Below are 18007 nucleotides of genomic sequence, written 5' to 3'. Positions count from 1 at the left end.
AAAGCTACTGGTGAGAATTTTCTACTGCTAGCTATAAACCTCTTATCATAACGTATTAGCTATTTGCGGGCTAATCAAAGCGAGTTTAATATGAATTTATTAGAGAAAGTCCTCTTATTAGAGCAAGAGGCAGCACAATTTGGTTTTCGTTGGGACAATGCTCACCAAATCATGGCGCAAATTAAAAGTGAATGTCTGGAAGTCAGTGAACACTTACCTAAACTTTCAGACACTTCTCCTAGTGCTGATTTACAAGAAGAAATCGGCGATTTACTGCATGCAGTTTTTTCTTTATGTGTATTTTGCCAATTTAATCCAAAAGACACCTTAAATTTAACTCTGACTAAATTTGAGCGCCGACTTAATGCGGTTAAACAAATAGCAGGCATGCGCGGTTTAACTAATTTGGAAGGGCATTCTTTTAGTGAATTAATGGAAATTTGGGAGCAGGCTAAGAAGATAGCCGATAGCTAATATTGCTTGCTTAAAACAATAAATGTAGCCTGGGTGCAGGCCCGTAGGGCCGGAACCCAGGTTTCACTTCATTCATCCAGGCTACTTGATAAAATTTTATTCGATTTTTGCTCTTCGTTTCACCCTCACCGCTATAACTTTGGATACCGCGGCCAAGCCGCGGTAATTCGTTTTTCATTAGCTACTTGCGTTTCACGAGCTATCATACACTTCACCAACAACCACCCTTAACCGAAATACTGTGGCTTGACCACGGTATCCATCCCTGCCCTATCAAGATAGCTTGTGCTAAGCAACAAGACGTCCAACGATTAATTGTTGGGCTGCACTTCGTTTAGCCCAACCTACCTTGCATTGAACTGAATTTAATCTAAATATTGTAATAATTCGTCTTCATTTAAAACAAATACACCAAGCTGATTGGCTTTATCTAGCTTAGAGCCCGCATCACTGCCGGCAATTACGTAGTTTGTCTTAGCTGACACACTGCCTGTCACTTTAGCACCAAGTGCTTCTAGTTTTGCCTTAGCTTCATCACGTCCCATACTAGCAAGCGTACCAGTTAGCACGACTGTTTTACCGTACAAAGGATGCTTCTTATCAAATTCCTGTTGGAATGTATCTGGCCAATGCACCCCATAATTGATTAACTTGGCAATCACTTCACAATTATGTGCTTGGGCAAAGAAGTTAATAATGTATTGGGCAGCCACAGGCCCTATGTCTTTAAGCAACATTAACTCATCTAAACTCGCATTTTTTAAGGAAGTGATATTAGGATAATGAGCCGCTAAAACACCTGCTCCAACTTCCCCGACTTCGCGTATACCTAACGCATATAAAAATCGTTTAAAGGTAGTTTGTTTACTTTTCTCAACGGCTTGTAGTAAATTTTCTGCTGACTTTTTACCCATTCTAGGTAGTTCAATTAATTCTTCTAAGTTTAATTGATAAAGATCAGCAACATCTTTAACTAATTTTGTACTGACTAATAGTTCAATGATACCTTTTCCTAATCCATCAATAGCCATCGCTTTGCGGGAAGCAAAATGCCAGATAGTGCGCTTAAGTTGGGTCGCACAAAATAAGCCGCCAGTGCAGCGCGCAACTGCTTCGCCTTCTTCACGAACAACTTTTGCTCCGCAAACTGGGCAATTCTCTGGCATTGTAATGGGAATGGTCGTAAGAGGTCGTCTATCTTTTACTACTGAAACAACTTCAGGAATGACATCACCCGCTCGGCGAATAATGACTGTATCACCAATTAAGATATCTTTACGCGCAATTTCATCCATATTATGTAAGGTAGCATTACTTACCATAACGCCGGCAACATTAACTGGCTTTAAACGAGCAACGGGGGTTAGCGCGCCTGTTCGCCCTACTTGAAAATCGACCGCAGTGATTTCAGTCATTTCTTCTAGCGCCGGGTATTTGTGAGCACAGGCAAATCGCGGTGCCCGTGCGACATAGCCCAATTCTTGTTGCTGACTGATGCTATCTATCTTATAGACTACGCCATCAATATCATAAGGTAGAGCGAGTCGTTTAGCAGCCATTGCTTCATAATACGTTAAACAACCTTCTAAGCCTTTCGCCTGCTTATTTTCAGGCGATACTCGAAAACCCATTTGCTGCAGTAATTGCAGTTGACCAAAATGACTATCTGGTAGTCGCTCACCTTCGTAAGCCCCAATGCCATAATAATAAATTGCTAAAGGTCGAGAGGCGGTGATTTGAGGATTTAATTGCCGTAAACTGCCTGCTGCTGCATTACGAGGGTTAGCAAATGTTTTCTCACCGTGGTCGCGTGCTCGTTGATTAAGTGCGTCAAAACCCGCCTTAGGCATGTACACTTCACCTCTAACTTCAATAAAAGAAGGCGGATTATCAACCATTAAGCGCAGTGGTACAGCAGCAATGGTTTTAATGTTTGTGGTAATATTTTCACCAACCGCCCCATCGCCTCTAGTCGCTGCGTGAACTAAAATACCTTGTTCATAGGTTAAATTCACGGCCAGCCCATCAAGTTTAGGCTCGCATGTAAAGAGTAACTCTTGCTCTGAATATTTTAAGCGATCTGCAACCCGTTTAATAAATGCTTGTAATTCCTCACGAGTAAATACATTTCCCAAAGACAACATAGGTTGTCGATGCGCTACTGGCTCAAAGGCTGTAACTGGATGTGTCCCTACACGTTGAGTAGGTGAATCATTAGTGATGTATTGAGGAAACTCATTCTCAAGCAATTGTAATTCTCGAAAACGGCGATCATATTCAATATCAGGCACTAGAGGCTCATCTAGCACATAATAATGATAATCATACAACCGAATTTGTTGGCGTAACGCCTCCATCCTTGCTAACGTTTTATCAACACTCATTATTCGTCAACCTAACCATGAAATCTAAAAGCAGTTAAGTATGAACAGTTCATCGGTTAGCATCAATACTATTTTTAGCAGTTAGGAATTATTTTTGCGAATTTACTATTAAACATAAGATTGCTAATTCTAAACATTCACCGTATTATTTGGGGTCGATTCAACTTATCGATTACGGGCAGCTCAAACCAGTTTTTGAACATAGCATGCCTATCGATTTTGCTAGCTTAGGTTAAAATGATTGGATGGCAGTTTACACTGACACAAGGAATAATAGCTATTTTAGCCTTTCAATGTTGCTTGATTATTTTCTTTTGTAGACGCCTAACTACGTTGCGCGAACAAACTAATGTGCAATTTGAAAAATTACAACAGCTTATTATTGACGAATTACATCAACTGCAACTTGATGTACAGGATAGCTATCAAGTTCATCAACAGCGTATCTTAGAGCAAATCTCCCAAGGACAACTCGCTAATCATCAGCTTATTAACCAAACGATTCAGCGTGCGATGACTGATGTACGGGAGCAAATAAACCATAGTTTCATGCAACATGCACATTCACTTACATCCCACCTACAAACTTTAACCGAAGAAATACGAGGGCATTTAAATAGCTTAACTAGCCAGGTTAATCATAAGCTAACCGAAGGCTTTGAAAAAACCTCCTCAACATTTACTGACGTAGTAAGACGGCTCACTATCATTGATGAGGCGCAAAAAAAGATTACCGAACTCTCATCACATGTGGTCAATTTACAAGATATTTTAGTCGATAAACGGGCGCGCGGTGCTTTTGGTGAAGTACAACTTGCTAACTTAATTGCAAACATGATCCCCTCGTCTCATTATCGGATGCAACACACACTTAGCAATCAAAAACGCGCTGACTGTATTTTATTTTTACCTGAGCCTACCGGCCATGTAGTAATTGATGCTAAATTTCCCCTAGAAACTTATCAAAAATTAATGGGCACTGAGTTTAACTCCGTTGAAAAAAAACTCCTCCATCAACAATTTCGCCAAGATATCCAAAAGCATATAAAAGACATTGCTGAGAAGTATATTATTCCGAATGAAACAACCGATGGCGCTGTGATGTTTATTCCAGCAGAAGCTATTTTTGCTGAAATCCATGCTAATTACCCAGATGTTATTGCTCTATCACAACGACTTAAAGTTTGGCTTGTTTCACCTAGCACTTTAATGGCTGTTTTAACGACAGCACGTGCTGTCCTTAAAGACGATGCAACTCGTAAACAAGTCCATATTATCCAGCAACATTTACAAGCGCTTGCCGCCGATTTTCAACGCTTTGAAAAACGAATGGATAAACTCTCAAAACACATTGACTTAGCCCACCAAGATGTAGGTGAAGTATCTATTTCAGCCAAAAAAATAACCCAACAGTTTCAAAAAATTGAATCAGTTGATTTGTTGGCGCATGAAGAATCATAGTGCGGTATATTTAGTAACTTAAACCTACTGTAAAAATAATTATTGTCATTGCGAAAGACGTGAAACAATTTAGAGCAGCTTTTTAACAAAGCATCCACCTGGATTGCTTCGCTGACGCTCGCAAAGACATAGGTTTGTTAATTGCTGGCTGTAACATAAAGTAACTACATGGGTTGTCTCCTTCCATTACTTATTTATTTTGTTTAACTACCTATGATATTCTCAAAAAAATAAAAAAGTGGAATCTATCATGCAATTCATTACTCGTCTCTTGACAATCTGGGTACTTATGGCTTGTTTTGCGTTAGCCCATGCAGGACGCTGTGGCGATTGTCAGGGGGATGATTGTCCTAAAAACTGTCGCCCTAATAAATGTTGTGCCATGATGGGTGGTGTAAGTTATTGTGATTCTACGGCAGGTCGTTTAGTGTGCAAAAATGGCTATTACTCTTCGTGCTATTGTACGAGACACGCCATTATGGATTTACAAAATGTACAAGGCTGTTGTTTATGGCAAGGTGGCGTATTAACAATGGATGAACAAGGACTCGTTATTTGCAATAATGGCGGTATATCTGAACTTTGCTCATCACAATCTGCACTCAATCATAATGATTGCAATAGTTATAATTAATTTGCGGGTGACATGCTGGGATAAATTAAATGCCACAGTGCTGGTTACCGCGGTCAAGCCGCGGTAATTCGTTTTTCTCTTTGGCTTCTTTCCAGTCTATCGAAATACTGTGGCTTGACCACGGTATCCAACATAGGCTAAGCAATACGCAGCCCAACGGTTGTTTGTTGGGCTGCACTTTGTTTAGCCCAACCTACCTTTCTTAATACTACACGCAAAGCGCAGTGCGTAGGGCGTTAATAAAATTTTTTCACGTGTAGACTTTGAGTATTATGTGATTGTTACTAGACAAGTGCCAAGTCAGCGCTCATAATTACGGTTTTGTTTTGAAATTATCATGACGGTACCGCTAATTGAAATTCGGCAAGTTTATAAATCTTATGGCAGTGCCTTAATCCTTAATAATATTTCTTTATCTGTTTTCGATGGTGAGTTTTTAACCCTTTTAGGCCCATCTGGCTGTGGTAAAACAACCTTGCTGCGTCTCATTTCAGGCTTTGAGCAACCAAGTCAGGGTGAAATTTTTATTAATGGGCAGTGTGTTAATTTATTACCACCACAAAAACGTGATGTCCACACGGTTTTTCAAAGCTATGCCCTTTTTCCTCATTTATCAGTATTTGATAATGTCGCCTTTGCACTCCAATGTAGGAAAGTTAAAGCCAGTGAAATTAACCAGCGTGTTAAAAAAGCACTACAACTTGTGCAATTAGAAACCTTAGCTGACCGTAATATTAAACATTTAAGTGGTGGGCAGCAGCAACGAGTCGCAATCGCTCGGGCCATTGTGAATCGACCGCAAGTATTATTACTTGATGAGCCCTTAAGTTCCTTAGATTATCGTTTACGTAAATCAATGCAATCTGAGTTAAAGCAATTACAAAAAACCTTGAACATGACATTTATTTTTGTCACTCACGATCAAGAAGAAGCCTTATCCATGTCCGATAGAATCGTTATTTTTAATCATGGCCATATTGAGCAAATAGGTACGCCCAGAGCAGTCTATGAAAACCCAGCCAATTTACATGTCGCTAAATTCATTGGCGAAGCTAATATTTTTGATATTCAAGTTCAAGCGAGTGATAATCAACAATTAACGACTAAGGTTGAAAACGTTAACTTAACTTGCAAAAATACCGGCGATTATCAGCCTGGCACCCGATTACATTTAGTGATTCGTCCAGAAGATATTCGGGTATGGAGCCTATCTGAGGTAGATGATACAGCAGGCATGTTGCCCGGGCGGATTGTGGAAATTGTTTATAAAGGATCGACTGTCGATCTTAAAGTGGCATTAACGTCAGGTAAGCTTATTAATGCGTCTGAATTTTTTGATGAAGACGATGATAAATTAGAATACTCGCCTAATGAATCGGTCTGGGTAGAATGGCTACCTGGTTGGGAGGTTTTATTGCCCTATGAAGGCTAAATCAGTTTCACTTTATTTATTATATGGTTGGCTAATCCTTTTTAGCTTTATTCCATTATTATTTATTTTAATTGCAAGTTTTTTAACAAATGACAGTACAAACTTAGTTGCTTTGCCTGTTACCTTTGCTAACTACCTTAGTTTATTTACACCTGTCTTTGCTAAAATCTTTTTCCGCTCGTTAGCAATTGCCTTCATTGCGACTGGCCTTTGTCTTATATTGGCTTACCCTTTTAGCTATCTACTTATTAAATCCAAACACCAATCTGTTTTACTGTTGTTAATTATTATTCCATTTTGGACTAGCTCTTTAATTAGAACTTATGCACTTATTGCAATTCTTAAGTACAAAGGGGTGATTAATGCTCTATTACTTAAATTTCATCTTATTCATGTGCCACTCAATCTACTTTACTCTAACTTTGCGGTAATTAGCGGACTCGTTTATAACTTATTTCCATTTATGGTTTTACCTATTTTTACTAACATGGAGCGCTTTGATTTTCGCTTAATTGAAGCTGCAAAAGACTTAGGTGCAAGTAAATGGGCTATCTTTACGCGTGTTTTCTTACCCAACACCGCACCAGGAATTTTAGCAGGTTGTTTATTCGTGTTATTACCGGCCATGACGTTATTTTATATTCCTAATATTTTAGGTGGCGCTCGTTCTATTTTGTTAGGCAATTTAATTCAAAATCAATTTTTAGTCATTGAGAATTGGCCGCAGGGTGCGGCAACAAGCGTTATTTTAACCTTACTGTTATTAATTTTATTAGCTTTTTATCGTCATAAAAGCAGTGAGGTTATTAAATGAAGGCATTTACACAAAAAGCTTTTTTATTTTTTGTTTTCTTCTTTCTTTATACACCTATCTTAATTTTAATTCTTTATTCAGTAAATGATGCTAAATTTTCCTTACAATGGCATGGCTTTTCTTGGCAGTGGTATAGAGAGCTTTTCCAAGACAGAGGTTTATGGTCTGCTTTTTTTAACTCTATTTTTCTAGGGGTATGTGCATCCTTCATTGCTACTTTATTAGGTTTGCTTGCCAGTGTGAATTTATTTTTATTTCGCACAAGAAAACAAAATTCGTTTTATATTTTACTGTTATTATTAATTATCATTCCTGATTTAGTGCTTGGTGTTGCTTTACTCCTTTTCTTTAATATTATGCAAATACCGCTCGGTTTCTTAAGCCTGCTTATTGCTCATATTACCTTTTGCCTACCTTTTGTCATTTTAACGATTAAATCGCGTATCAATACACTCGATCCAAATATTTATTTTAGTGCCCTAGATTTAGGAGCAAGCCGTTATGTTGCTTTAACCAAGGTTTTATTACCATTACTCTGGTCAGCTATATTAAGTGCTTTGCTCTTAAGTTTTACTCTGTCCTTTGATGATGTCATGATTAGTTATTTTGTCGCAGGGCCTGATTTTAATATTTTACCACTTGCCATCTACTCTTTAGTACGCACAGGCGTAACTCCTGAGCTTAATGCGCTGTGCACCATTACTTTTTTTATTTCTATGATTTTGGTGACTTTATCTTATCGCCTTTCAGGTAAACCATCATGAAACGATTTAGAGTATTAATTCTATTACTGCTTTGTCCTGCTGTTTATGCCAATGTTGTTAATGTGTATGTTTGGGGCGGTGAAATACCTAAAGAAATTATCCAGCGCTTTGAAAAGGAGACAGGGATCACAGTTAACTTCTCTACCTACGACAGCAATGAAACCATGTATGCTAAACTCAAGGCAAGTAGGCAAGCTATTTATGATGTAATTTTACCTTCTGCCTATTTTGTAGAGCGCATGGTCAATCAAGGTATGTTAACTAAGCTTAATCACCGCCAATTACCTAATATCACTAATTTAGATCAAAGATTTACTCAAAACGACTATGACAAAGGCAATCAATACAGTATTCCCTTTATCTGGGGAACAACTGGGATTTTCTTTAACCAAACTAATGTTAGTAACCCACCTAAGCGCTGGCAAGGATTATGGGATAAGCGATGGCTTAATCAACTAATGATGCTTGATGACTCCCGTGAAGTTTTTGCTATCGCTTTACTTAGCCTTGGCTTTGATCCTAATAGTAGAGATCCTAATCTTATTAGAGCGGCTTATCAGCAATTAGTAAAGCTTGCCCCAAACATTAAACTATTCGCTAGCGACAGCATTCAAGCAATCATGATTGATGAAGACAGCTCATTAGGCGTTGCTTGGAATGCAGATGCTTACAAGGCTGCCAAAGAAAATAAAGAGGTTAATTTTATTTATCCCGAAGACGGATTTGTTATTTGGGTAGATTGTTTAGCAATCCCTAAAAATGCGCCTCATCAGCAGGAAGCGCTCACCTTTATTAATTTTTTACTTAAGCCTGATGTTGTTGCGCAATTGGCATTAATTAGTGGGCAAGCAATTACCAATGCGAAAGGGCGCGCCTTATTACCCGAGCCTATTCGAAATAACACGGTTGTTTATCCGCCAGCAAATATTTTGGCGAGAGGTTATTTTCAGCGCGATGTTGGTGAAGAGACACTTGCTTTATATAACCAATATTGGCAACAACTTAAGTTGGTTTTTTAAAGTAATCAGATTATAAAGATATTACTTCTCTTCTGAAGATTGCTTATTTACTAGCAATTTATCTTGCTCAATAGCTTCCTCTTCCTCAAAAATATCTTCCGGCTCAATCACATCTTCTTCCAATGGCTCATCTTGCTCTCGCTGCAAAAAAGCATCGTGTTCAATCACTTCTTCAACTGGAAGCTTTTCATCATTATCCGTTGCTTCTTGGTTAGGCTCAGTTACCTCTATTATAGATTCCGACTCAGTGGTCAGTTGCTCTTGAGGAAGAGGCTTATCCTCTACTTCGTCAGCTGACTTATCTGGCAGACTAGGAACTGCCTGTATGTCTTTTCGGTCAGGTGACATTGAAATCGTGTGTCTAACGTCCGGATAAAGTTGCTTAATGCCCCGATAAAAGGTGCCTTGGGCATTAAATACGGCTAACAGAAATCCAGCAACACCATCCATAAAGCCACGCTGTAAATAAAAACAACGGAAAAACATCCAACCTGTACTAAATAGAATTTTCACAATCCCTGGCGGATCACCTTTTTGTGAACGTATTTTCGCACTATAAGAAGTGTAGCGATTAATTTTGTATAAAGCATGGCTTACATCACGAAATGAATGATGCATGATAGGAAGTGTTAGTTTACTAATGCGTGCTTCTGCCGGTAAAATTATTTTTTCATGCACAATATCATCGCTATAACGAGCGCCTTCGCGTTTAAAAAGCCGTATATGTCTGGTGGGGCTTGATGAATAGCGCAACGGTTTACCGTAGAAATTCATGCAAATAGGAATTCGATAAGCATCTGCTTCATCAGATTCCATCGCTTCTTCAATCGCGGTACGCAGATGCTCTGAGACTGATTCGTCAGCATCAAGATTTAAAACCCAATCGCCTGTTGCTAAGTTAAGCGCGCGTTGTTTTTGCACACCGTAGCCATACCAATCCTCACTCGTATAGACATTTTCTGTATATTTTTGAGCTATTTCTATTGTCTTATCAGTACTTCCTGAATCAAGTACCACAATTTCATCCGCAAAGCTTACTGACTCAAGGCAGCGCTTAATATTAGCCTCTTCATTTTTACTGATAATAATTACGCTTAGCATAAAGTAACCTAAAAATATAATTAATCATTTACCTAGATTGCTGTAATTGTAGCTAGGTGTCGTACTTCAAGCAAATGTATTTACAGGCAAAAATAATAGATAAACCAAGAGTGGATAAATAAGATATAAAATGTTATGGCTTAAATCAGGATAAATTTAATGCATTTATCCTGACTTAGCTCAATTTAAACCCTCTGATTAAGCTTAACGCTTAGACCCCTTAGATAGGATAATTAATTAGTTAATTAAATAACTCCTTCACAATGATCATGACTATCAAAATGCAATTTACCATCTTTTACTTTGATAACAACATGACCACCTTTCATTAATTTTCCGAACAATAACTCATCTGCTAACGGTTTTTTAATTTGTTCTTGAATTAAGCGAGCCATTGGTCGAGCGCCCATTGTTCTATCATAACCATGTTCAATTAACCAATCACGTGCGGCTTTATCAACTTTAAAGGTAACCCCTTTGTTGCTTAACTGCTCATCTAATTCCATGATAAATTTATCAACAACAAGTCCAATGGTTTCTGTATCTAAGGAAGCAAAATTAATAATGGCATCTAAGCGATTTCTAAATTCAGGACTAAATTGTTTCTTAATCACTTCAAGTCCATCATTAGCATTATCTTGCAATGAGAAACCAATGGAGTTTCTGGTAATTTCCGTAGCGCCAGCATTGCTAGTCATGACTAAAATAACATGCCTAAAGTCGGCTTGGCGGCCATTCGTATCAGTTAAAGTGCCATGATCCATAATCTGTAATAAGAGATTAAACACATCAGGATGTGCTTTTTCAATCTCATCAAGCAATAAAACTGAATGAGGATTTTTAGTCACAGCTTCAGTGAGTAACCCGCCTTGATCATAACCAACATAGCCAGGAGGTGCGCCGATTAGACGTGAAACCGTATGTTTCTCCATGTATTCAGACATATCAAAACGCAGTAATTCAATGCCTAATACATTAGCTAGTTGTCTCGTGACTTCCGTTTTACCTACGCCTGTTGGGCCTGCAAATAAGAAGCAACCGACTGGTTTTTGTTGGTCACGCAACCCTGAGCGCGCTAACTTAATAGCAGAAGCTAATGCTGTGATTGCACTGTCTTGACCATAGACAAGTAATTTTAAGTCACGCTCTAAATTACGTAATGTATCCTTATCTCTGGCAGATACTTTTTTAACCGGGATACGGGCAATTTTAGCGACCACATTTTCAATTTCCGTCACACTAATAATTTTTCGACGCTTATTGGCTGTTAAGAGGTTTTGATAAGCACCCGCTTCATCAACTACGTCGATTGCTTTATCAGGGAGAAATCTATCGTTAATATATTTTGCTGCAAGCTCAGCCGCTGCTTTTAGTGCCGGAATTGAGAACTTCACGCCATGATGTTCTTCCAACTTAGAGCGCAATCCTTTAAGGATTTCAAATGTTTCTTCAACTGTAGGCTCGCTAATATCAATCTTTTGGAAACGACGTGCGAGTGCGCGATCTTTTTCAAAGATGCCGCGATACTCTTGATAAGTTGTAGAACCTATGCATTTCAATTCACCATTGGCCAGTAATGGTTTAATTAGATTTGATGCGTCCATCACGCCACCCGAAGCAGCACCGGCACCAATGATGGTATGAATTTCATCAATAAACAGCACAGCGCCGTCTTGTTGGCCTAACTGTTTTAATACGGCTTTTAGACGTTTTTCAAAATCACCGCGGTACTTAGTACCTGCTAGCAGTGCACCTAAATCAAGCGCATAAACCACACAGTTATTAATGGATTCTGGCACTTCGCCATCTACAATACGCTTAGCAAGGCCTTCTGCAATTGCAGTTTTACCTACCCCTGCTTCGCCCACTAAGAGCGGATTATTTTTACGACGTCGGCAAAGCACTTGGATAGTACGTTGAATTTCTTCATGTCGGCCAATAAGCGGGTCAATTTTCCCGAGTCGAGCTCTTCTGTTAAGATTCAGACAATAGCTCTCTAGAGGTGATTCACTGCCTTCACCTGCCATTGCTTCTTCATCCATAGCAGAATTAAGGTGATCATTGGCTTCGTTACTATGGTGTTTATAAACCCCATGAGAAATATAGTTAATGACATCCAGTCGGGTAATGTTTTCGCGGCGCAGAAAATAAACAGCTTGGCTTTCTTGTTCACTAAAGATAGCTGCCAGTACGTTAGCACCTGTTACTTCAGTTTTGCCAGCTGACTGCACATGAAACACTGCGCGTTGCAGAACACGTTGAAAGCCTAAGGTGGGTTGCGTTTCTCTGTCATGCTCCCCTTCAGGAATTCGAGGCGTGGTTTCATCAATAAATTCAATCAAATCTCGTCTTAATGAGTCAATATTTGCATCACAAGCTTGGAGAACATTGCCTGCAGCAGGATTGTCAAGTAAAGACAACAGTAGATGTTCAACCGTCATAAACTCATGACGTTTTTCTTTGGCTTCCTTAAAAGCAAGATTCAAGGTGAATTCAAGTTCTTTATTTAACATTGGCATTGCTCCTCTTCACCCACCTGCATTATTCTGGTTCCATAGTACACAATAGAGGATGCTCATGACTTCTGGCATAATCGTTTACCTGAGCAACTTTAGTCTCTGCTATGTCCCTGGTATAAATACCACATACACCTTTTCCCAAAATATGAACCTGTAACATAATCTGGGTTGCCAGCTCCTCGTTTAATCGAAAAAAACGCTTTAATACATCCACTACAAAATCCATTGGTGTATAGTCATCATTCAATAAAATGACTTTATATTTCTTTGGAACTTTGACTGCAGGGAGAACTTCTGCCTCTGCGTTTTTATATTCAACAAACTCCTCTAAATACCGGCCACTCATCTTTATACCCTTTACTAATTTTATAGACTTTCAATGAGCATTTGGCCAGTAAAAAATGATTTTATTGTTATAAAAAAATCAAACTTTGTGGCAATGTATATCATGATGATTAGATAGCACCCATACTGATACTTTTGAACAATGCTTTTATTGATTTCTACCATACTTTTTTTATATGTCTCACCTCAAGTAAACCAGGTTTATTTATCTACCCTACCAGTTAGTCACATGCCTGTTTACTGAAATTCAATTATACATTGTGACAATATGAACTTAAGTAATGACCTAAATGCTGGCGTTACTTTTGGCTCAAGGTTTGTTACTTAGTTAGTGGAAAAGTAATGGCAAGAGAGCTACTCTTTCCGATATGAACAATTTAACAACTTAAGTTAATTATAGCCACTTTTTCTTAATGTAAAATGCGTTTAACGTAAAAGTTATAAAATAGCTTGGGACGCTAAATAAAAGTTATCCCGTAAAATGCAAAGCATTTATACGGGATTTAACTTAAAAAGAACAATTTAACGCCATTAGACCTTACATTCTCTCAATCATCGCCTGTGCAAATCCTGAGCAGCTAACGCAGTTCGCACCTTCCATCATCCGCGCAAAATCATAGGTAACGGTTTTAGACTCAATAGTATCTGCCATTGACTTAATAATTAAATCAGCTGCCTCTACCCAACCTAAATGCCTTAGCATCATTTCGGCTGAAAGAATTAAAGAGCCAGGATTCACCTTATCAAGACCAGCATATTTTGGCGCTGTGCCGTGCGTTGCTTCAAAAACAGCAACTTCTTGGCTTAAATTTGCACCTGGAGCAATACCAATCCCCCCTACCTGAGCCGCTAGCGCATCTGAAATATAATCGCCATTTAAGTTAAGTGTGGCAATGACACTGTAATCTTCTGGGCGCAGTAAGATTTGCTGTAGGAATGCATCTGCTATCGTGTCTTTTACAATAATTTTCTTACCTGTTTTAGTATTAGTGAGTTGCATCCACGGGCCACCTTCATAAAGCTCAGCGCCAAACTCATCACGTGCGACTTCATAACCCCATTCTTTAAATGCACCTTCAGTAAATTTCATAATATTACCTTTATGCACTAAAGTGACGGAGTCACGATCATTATCAATAGCATATTGAATAGCCGCTCTTACAAGTCTCGCTGTTCCTTGCTGTGAAACGGGTTTAATGCCTATGCCACAATTGTCAGGGAAGCGAATCTTAGTCACACCCATTTCATGCGTTAAAAAATTAATGACCTTTATTGCTTTTTCAGAATTGGCTTGCCATTCAATACCCGCATAAATATCTTCAGAGTTTTCTCTAAAAATAACCATATCGGTTTTCCAAGGCTCTTTAAGTGGGCTAGGCGTGCCTTTAAAGTATTTAATGGGTCGCAAACAGGTGTATAAATCTAATTCTTGCCGAATGGCAACATTTAATGAGCGGATCCCACCGCCAACAGGCGTTGTCAATGGTCCCTTAATGGCAATAATAAATTGCTTGATTGCTTGCAATGTTTCAGCAGGTAACCATTGATCACCACCATAAACTTGAGTGGCTTTTTCTCCGGCATAAATTTCCATCCAGGCGATTTTTCTTTTATTGCCATAGGCTTTCGCTACGGCAGCATCGACGACATTGCGCATTGCTGGCGTAACATCTACCCCAATTCCATCACCTTCTATAAACGGAATAATTGGAAAATCAGGTACATTTAATCTTCCATTAGCACAAGTAATAGCTTGTCCTTGCTCTGGTATATGAATTTTCTCAAATGTCATCGCTATCCCCTACTTTTAAAGAGAACCATCATAACATGCGAAAAGTCTTGCCCCAAGAAAGAATAACGCCATAATTACAATTTTATCTAACCTAACTTAGACAATGACTACCATTTTACTTTTCAATAAACCCTTTGGCGTAGTTAGTCAATTTACCGGCAGTCTTGGCGAAGAAACGCTTGCTAATTTTATTTCATTACCTAATTTTTATGCCGCAGGACGCTTAGACAAAAATAGCGAGGGTTTACTTCTTTTAACGGATAATGGCAAGCTTCAGCATCAATTAAGTCACCCTAATTACAATAAGCGCAAACACTATTGGGTTCAAGTTGAAGGCCAGCCTACTGAACAGGATTTAGAGCCGCTAAGAAAAGGCCTTACTCTTAAAGATAGCCATTTTTTGCCTGCAGAAGCTCATTGTATTGACGAACCTGCGCTGTGGAAAAGAATTCCTCCTATTCGGTTTAGGAAATCAATCCCCACTACCTGGCTTGAAGTCATTTTAAAAGAAGGGAAAAACCATCAAATTCGTAAGATGACAGCAGCCATTGGATTTCCAACGCTCCGGCTTGTCCGTCATCGTATCGCTGATTGGTCATTAGGCAATTTATTACCTGGGGAATATCGCTTATGCGAGATTAAAAACCATTATGATGAATAGTTTTTAATCTTGTTAAACAAGGCATCATCGGCTATTAATCGCAGCCAAGGCCATATTAAAATACTAATTACCGCGTTTACAAAAACAGGAATGAAATTAATATGAAATCCTAAAAAAGCATCAATAATGATGATAATAAGTTGATATAAAAAGCAGAAAAAGCCAACAAGTGCCATTTGCTGCCCTATTGAAAAGAAATAAAATCGCCGTGCTTTGCTCGTAGCAACCCAGGCTACAAGAGACAAAGCAAACATATGCTCACCGATCACCGTTGATAACAAGACATCTAATGTAAGCCCAAGGATAATTAAGCTTATTAAATTAAAGCGATCAGGAATATAAAATTGAATATACAAAACAAGTAAGAGAACCCAGGGTGGTTTAATGCCTGCTAACCAATGAGGCATAGGAAAAATGGTTAAACACAGGGCAATAACAAAAGCAATCATTAACCGAACTGTTAGCGAGCTCATAGAGAGGCCTCTATGGTATTCATGCGTTCATTAAGCTGGGCTGTTAATTCTGACTGGTCTTTATCCGGCCATATTAAAAGCACTAAACGATTTCTATTTAATAAAGCAATTGGATTTACATCCACTTTAATAAATGCTTCTCCCGGAATACTTGTCACACTATCTACCTTGCCAACAGGATAACCTTCAGGATAAAGTCTGCCTAAACCTGAGGTAACTAGCAAGTCACCTTTAGCAATGGATGAGGTCTTTGGAAGATTAATTAAAGAAAGTTGGCTTATATTGTTTAAGCCGACTAAAATAGCACGCTCACCCGTACGATTATTACGAACGGGAACAGCACTTTTTGCATCGGAGATTAATAAGACCGTGCTTGTCATATAACCAACATCAATAACCTGACCCATCACACCCTTAGCATCTAATACAGGCTGACCAACATAGACACCGTCTCGTTTTCCTTTGTTTAAAATAACAACTTGCCTTGCTATCGTTGTATCAACTGCTAAAATTTGGGCGGCCATCGCTTTCATCTTTGCGCGCGAAGAAGTTAAAAGCAATTCTCTTAATTGTGAATTCTCTTCTTTAATGACCAATAATTTTTGTAGCTCCGCTTCCAGTAGTGTTTGTTGATAGCGAAGTTGCATGTTTTCATTGATTAACGCAGTCTTAGCACTCACTAGCGACTGAACCCAGCCTATAATTCGAACTGGATAATCCACGGCATATTGTAGGGGAGCTACAATAAAAGAAAAAGCATGACGCACATTATTTAAATAATGATAATGATAGTCAAAAAACATGAGTCCAATTGATAGCACACAGGCAAACAAAAAACCCAAAAAACGGTGTTTGCCCCGTGAAAATAGTCTATCTTTGGAATTATTCGGTTGAGAGGAAATCACCGCCACGTAGATCCATTGTTTCGAGTGCCTTACCACCACCACGTGCGACGCAAGTTAAGGGATCTTCTGCGACTAAAACGGGTAGCCCTGTCTCTTCCATTAAAAGGGTGTCCATATTTTTTAATAAAGCGCCACCACCAGTTAATACCATACCACGCTCAGCAATATCTGCTGCTAATTCAGGCGGAGCTAGCTCAAGAGCTGCTCTTACAGCGCCTACTATACCAGAAAGAGGTTCTTGTAAGGCTTCCAAAATTTCGGCACTAGTTAATGTAAAGCTGCGCGGAACACCTTCAGCTAAATTCCTACCTCTAACCTCAATTTCAAACAAATCACGGCTTGGAAATGCCGAGCCAATTTCATGCTTAATTCGTTCAGCAGTGGTTTCACCAATTAAGGTGCCATAATTACGGCGAACATAAGAAACAATGGCATCATCGAATTTATCGCCACCTATGCGAACAGATTGATGGTAAACAATACCGCTTAAAGAAATAATCGCTACTTCCGTCGTACCGCCACCGATATCGACAACCATTGAGCCACTAGCCTCTTCAACAGGCATACCTGAACCAAGGGCTGCAGCCATGGGCTCTTCAATAAGAAATACTTCACGTGCACCAGCGCCCATTGCTGACTCGCGAATCGCCCGCCTTTCAACTTGCGTCGACCCACAAGGTACACAAACAAGAACTCTAGGACTTGGTCTTAAAAAACGATTTTCGTGAACTTTATGAATAAAGTGCTGCAACATTTTCTCAGTCACAAAGAAATCTGCGATTACGCCGTCTTTCATAGGGCGAATAGCATTAATGTTACCTGGGGTTCGCCCTAACATTCGTTTAGCCTCTAAGCCAACAGCAGCCACACGCTTTTGACCCGACTCACTACGTAAGGCAACAACGGAAGGTTCATTTAAAACAATTCCCTTATCTCGAACATAAATCAATGTATTGGCAGTACCTAAATCAATAGATAAGTCATTGGAAAATACACCCCTTAACTTCCTTAACATATGCTACATTACCCTCAAGCTTTTTGGGACAGTACTGTATCCTAAATTTGCCTAAAAATCGACACCTCTTGATGAAGATTTATTATTAACATGAGTTCACTATAAAAAATAACTATTTGGCCGCAATATAATGCAGCAAGGAAATTAACCTATTTAGTACTGGTTTTTTAATGAGTTTTTAAAAAGTGTTGAACACCTAAGTGAATCGCTGGAG

General features: G+C 39.0%; 16 protein-coding genes and 1 pseudogene. 9 read left to right on the top strand and 8 right to left on the bottom strand.

All coding sequences use genetic code 11. From position 1 onward, the window contains the following. Window positions 1-90 precede the first annotated feature (90 nt). Complete coding sequence (locus tag DYE47_RS04540) at window positions 91-474, top strand: MazG nucleotide pyrophosphohydrolase domain-containing protein (protein WP_115302127.1); 384 nt, start codon at window positions 91-93, stop codon at window positions 472-474. 365 nt (window positions 475-839) lie between these two features. Here the strand turns inward: DYE47_RS04540 and ligA are convergent, their stop codons facing one another. Beyond that, the gene (ligA, locus tag DYE47_RS04535; RefSeq protein WP_115302126.1) at window positions 840-2858 is read right to left on the bottom strand and encodes an NAD-dependent DNA ligase LigA; all 2019 of its coding nucleotides are present in this window, start codon (window positions 2856-2858) and stop codon (window positions 840-842) included. 65 nt (window positions 2859-2923) lie between these two features. Here ligA and DYE47_RS16590 point away from each other — a divergent pair, with 65 nt between their 5' ends. From DYE47_RS16590 to DYE47_RS04505, 7 genes are all read left to right on the top strand, one after another. After that, on the top strand, window positions 2924-3094 hold the full coding sequence (locus DYE47_RS16590; RefSeq protein ID WP_425324456.1) for a DUF4785 family immunoglobulin-like domain-containing protein: 171 nt from the start codon (window positions 2924-2926) through the stop codon (window positions 3092-3094). A 1-nt stretch (window position 3095) separates the two neighbouring features. Then, window positions 3096-4319, top strand: coding sequence for a DNA recombination protein RmuC (locus DYE47_RS04530; RefSeq protein WP_115302125.1), 1224 nt, complete (start codon window positions 3096-3098; stop codon window positions 4317-4319). A gap of 250 nt (window positions 4320-4569) precedes the next feature. Continuing rightward, the gene (locus DYE47_RS04525; RefSeq protein ID WP_242604177.1) at window positions 4570-4953 is read left to right on the top strand and encodes a hypothetical protein; all 384 of its coding nucleotides are present in this window, start codon (window positions 4570-4572) and stop codon (window positions 4951-4953) included. A 337-nt stretch (window positions 4954-5290) separates the two neighbouring features. After that, on the top strand, window positions 5291-6385 hold the full coding sequence (potA, locus tag DYE47_RS04520) for a spermidine/putrescine ABC transporter ATP-binding protein PotA (RefSeq protein WP_115302124.1): 1095 nt from the start codon (window positions 5291-5293) through the stop codon (window positions 6383-6385). Next, window positions 6375-7199 carry an ABC transporter permease gene (locus DYE47_RS04515; RefSeq protein WP_115302123.1) on the top strand — a complete coding sequence of 275 codons (825 nt, stop codon included), beginning with the start codon at window positions 6375-6377 and terminating at the stop codon, window positions 7197-7199. The genes potA and DYE47_RS04515 overlap by 11 nt, the downstream gene beginning before the upstream one ends. Further along, entirely contained in the window at window positions 7196-7963 is a 768-nt protein-coding gene (locus DYE47_RS04510; RefSeq protein ID WP_115302122.1) for an ABC transporter permease subunit, read from the top strand. The genes DYE47_RS04515 and DYE47_RS04510 overlap by 4 nt, the downstream gene beginning before the upstream one ends. Further along, window positions 7960-8982, top strand: a complete 1023-nt coding sequence (locus DYE47_RS04505; RefSeq protein WP_115302121.1) for an ABC transporter substrate-binding protein — start codon at window positions 7960-7962, stop codon at window positions 8980-8982. Before DYE47_RS04510 ends, DYE47_RS04505 begins: the two co-directional genes overlap by 4 nt. A gap of 366 nt (window positions 8983-9348) precedes the next feature. Here DYE47_RS04505 and DYE47_RS04500 read toward each other — a convergent pair. The 4 genes and pseudogenes from DYE47_RS04500 to icd all read right to left on the bottom strand — a co-directional run. Beyond that, window positions 9349-10083: pseudogene (locus DYE47_RS04500) on the bottom strand (glycosyltransferase family 2 protein); the annotation flags it as partial. Between the two features lie 245 nt (window positions 10084-10328). Beyond that, entirely contained in the window at window positions 10329-12596 is a 2268-nt protein-coding gene (gene clpA, locus DYE47_RS04495) for an ATP-dependent Clp protease ATP-binding subunit ClpA (protein WP_165482027.1), read from the bottom strand. Window positions 12597-12624: 28 nt separating this feature from the next. Then, window positions 12625-12948, bottom strand: coding sequence for an ATP-dependent Clp protease adapter ClpS (gene clpS, locus DYE47_RS04490; protein ID WP_115302118.1), 324 nt, complete (start codon window positions 12946-12948; stop codon window positions 12625-12627). A gap of 537 nt (window positions 12949-13485) precedes the next feature. Further along, complete coding sequence (gene icd, locus DYE47_RS04485) at window positions 13486-14739, bottom strand: NADP-dependent isocitrate dehydrogenase (protein ID WP_115302117.1); 1254 nt, start codon at window positions 14737-14739, stop codon at window positions 13486-13488. 103 nt (window positions 14740-14842) lie between these two features. Between icd and DYE47_RS04480 the strand changes: the two genes are divergently transcribed. Then, window positions 14843-15400: a pseudouridine synthase gene (locus DYE47_RS04480; RefSeq protein WP_115302116.1), complete on the top strand. Its 558-nt coding sequence runs from the start codon at window positions 14843-14845 to the stop codon at window positions 15398-15400. Here DYE47_RS04480 and mreD read toward each other — a convergent pair. The 3 genes from mreD to DYE47_RS04465 are packed head-to-tail and all read right to left on the bottom strand — an operon-like array spanning window position 15388 to window position 17793. Beyond that, entirely contained in the window at window positions 15388-15873 is a 486-nt protein-coding gene (gene mreD, locus DYE47_RS04475; protein ID WP_115302115.1) for a rod shape-determining protein MreD, read from the bottom strand. The two genes, DYE47_RS04480 and mreD, sit on opposite strands and share 13 nt — an antisense overlap. Then, window positions 15870-16778, bottom strand: a complete 909-nt coding sequence (gene mreC, locus DYE47_RS04470) for a rod shape-determining protein MreC (RefSeq protein WP_115302114.1) — start codon at window positions 16776-16778, stop codon at window positions 15870-15872. Before mreC ends, mreD begins: the two co-directional genes overlap by 4 nt. Further along, window positions 16756-17793 carry a rod shape-determining protein gene (locus tag DYE47_RS04465; RefSeq protein ID WP_115302113.1) on the bottom strand — a complete coding sequence of 346 codons (1038 nt, stop codon included), beginning with the start codon at window positions 17791-17793 and terminating at the stop codon, window positions 16756-16758. Before DYE47_RS04465 ends, mreC begins: the two co-directional genes overlap by 23 nt. Window positions 17794-18007: the final 214 nt, after the last annotated feature.

Origin of the sequence: Legionella beliardensis, assembly GCF_900452395.1 — a bacterium.
GTDB classification, from domain to species: Bacteria; Pseudomonadota; Gammaproteobacteria; order Legionellales; family Legionellaceae; genus Legionella_C; species Legionella_C beliardensis.
This window is presented reverse-complemented; position numbering and strand designations above follow the sequence as displayed.